Here is a 2,023-nt window from a genome sequence, read left to right on the forward strand (position 1 = left end):
GGTACCACCGGATCACTAAGTCCGACTTTCGTCTCTGCTCGACCTGTATGTCTCGCAGTTAAGCTCGCTTTTGCCTTTGTACTCTTTGAATGATTTCCAACCATTCTGAGCGAACCTTTGAACGCCTCCGTTACTTTTTTGGAGGCGACCGCCCCAGTCAAACTGCCCGACTGACAGTGTCCTATTACCAGCTTCATGGTAACTAGTTAGAACTTTAGAATTAAAAGGGTGGTATCCCAACAGTGACTCTGCAAACTCTGGCGAGCTTGCTTCTTCGTCTCCCACCTATCCTGTACATTTAATCCCAAAATTCAATGTCAACCTGCAGTAAAGCTCCACGGGGTCTTTCCGTCCTACCGTGGGTAAGTCGCATCTTCACGACTACTACAATTTCACCGGATCCTTTGTTGAGACAGCGCCCAAATCGTTACACCTTTCGTGCGGGTCGGAACTTACCCGACAAGGAATTTCGCTACCTTAGGACCGTTATAGTTACGGCCGCCGTTTACTGGGGCTTAAGTTCGTTGCTTCGATTGCTCTAACAAGTCCCCTTGACCTTCCAGCACCGGGCAGGTGTCAGCACCTATACTTCATCTTTCGATTTAGCAGATACTTGTGTTTTTGGTAAACAGTCGCTTGGGCCTATTCTCTGCGACCTAATTTCTTAGGCATCCCTTCTCGCTAACTTACGGGATTATTTTGCCGAGTTCCTTAACAAAGGTTCTTCCGCGCGTCTTAGAATTCTCTTCTTGCCTACCTGTGTCGGTTTGCGGTACGGGTACAAGATTATTCGATAGCACCTTTTCTTGGCAGTTTGAATCTGTCGCTTCGCATCTTTCTGCTCCCCATCATAACTTACGTTGACGAATATACGGATTTGCCTGTATATTCTGGCTTGTTATTTGGACGTGCACAACCATCAGCACGCTCGACTTTTCCTTCTGCGTCAGTACTTCTCTCAATCACAATCTTGTAGTACAGGAATTTCTACCTGTTGTCCATCGACTACGCCTTTCGGCCTCGCCTTAGGTCCCGACTTACCCTGAGAGGACGAGCCTTGCTCAGGAATCCTTGGGCTTTCGACGGGGATGATTCTCACATCCCTTTTCGCTACTCATGCCAGCATTCTCACTTGTATATAATCCACAATTGCTTACGCTTTTTGCTTCTTCTCATATACAACGCTCCTCTACCGATAGAAAAGCTATTATGCCAGTTGTATGTTGTTAAGTGTTTTAGAAATTGTATCGTTCAATAGTTTTACGCTTTGTGTTTTCACAAATTTTGTTTATGTCTTTCTCTCTTACTTTACTAGTTGATATATTTCCTAATCTTAACCATACTTCTCGCATAATTGCTTTTCTATCCCACAGTTTCGGTATCAGATTTAGCCCCGTTCATCTTCGGCGCATTACCACTTGACCAGTGAGCTATTACGCACTCTTTAAATGTATGGCTGCTTCTGAGCCAACATCCTGGTTGTCTGAGTAGTATTACATCCTTTCCCACTTAATCTGTATTTTGGGACCTTAACTGGTGGTCTGGGCTGTTTCCCTTTTGACTATGAAGCTTATCCCTCATGGTCTGACTCCTGTTCATCGATTTTCAGGCATTCGGAGTTTGATAAGTTTCGGTAGAATTACTTCCCCTAGACTATTCAGTGCTCTACCTCCTGTAATCTAAAACAAGGCTAGCCCTAAAGCTATTTCGAGGAGAACCAGCTATATCCGAGTTCGATTGGCTTTTCACCCCTATCCACAGGTCATCCGATAGCTTTTAAACGCTACCCGGTTCGAGCCTCCAGTAAATTTTACTTTACCTTCACTCTGCCCATGGATAGATCACCCGGTTTCGGGTCTACAACACGCAACTTTTGCCCTATTAAGACTCGGTTTCCCTGCGACTTCACATCTTAAATGTTTAATCTTGCTACGTATCGTAACTCGCTGGCCCGTTCTACAAAAAGTACGACATTAGAAGTCTTCTTCCTCTGTCTGCTTGTAGGCGCAAGGTTTCAGGTTCT

1 rRNA gene is annotated in these 2,023 nt (G+C 45.0%); it reads right to left on the bottom strand.

Going from position 1 to position 2,023, the window contains the following annotated elements:
• Positions 1 to 2,023, bottom strand: a 23S ribosomal RNA gene (locus ACU68Y_RS08990); the annotation flags it as partial.

This window comes from Finegoldia sp. P1-F-LS (assembly GCF_052932205.1).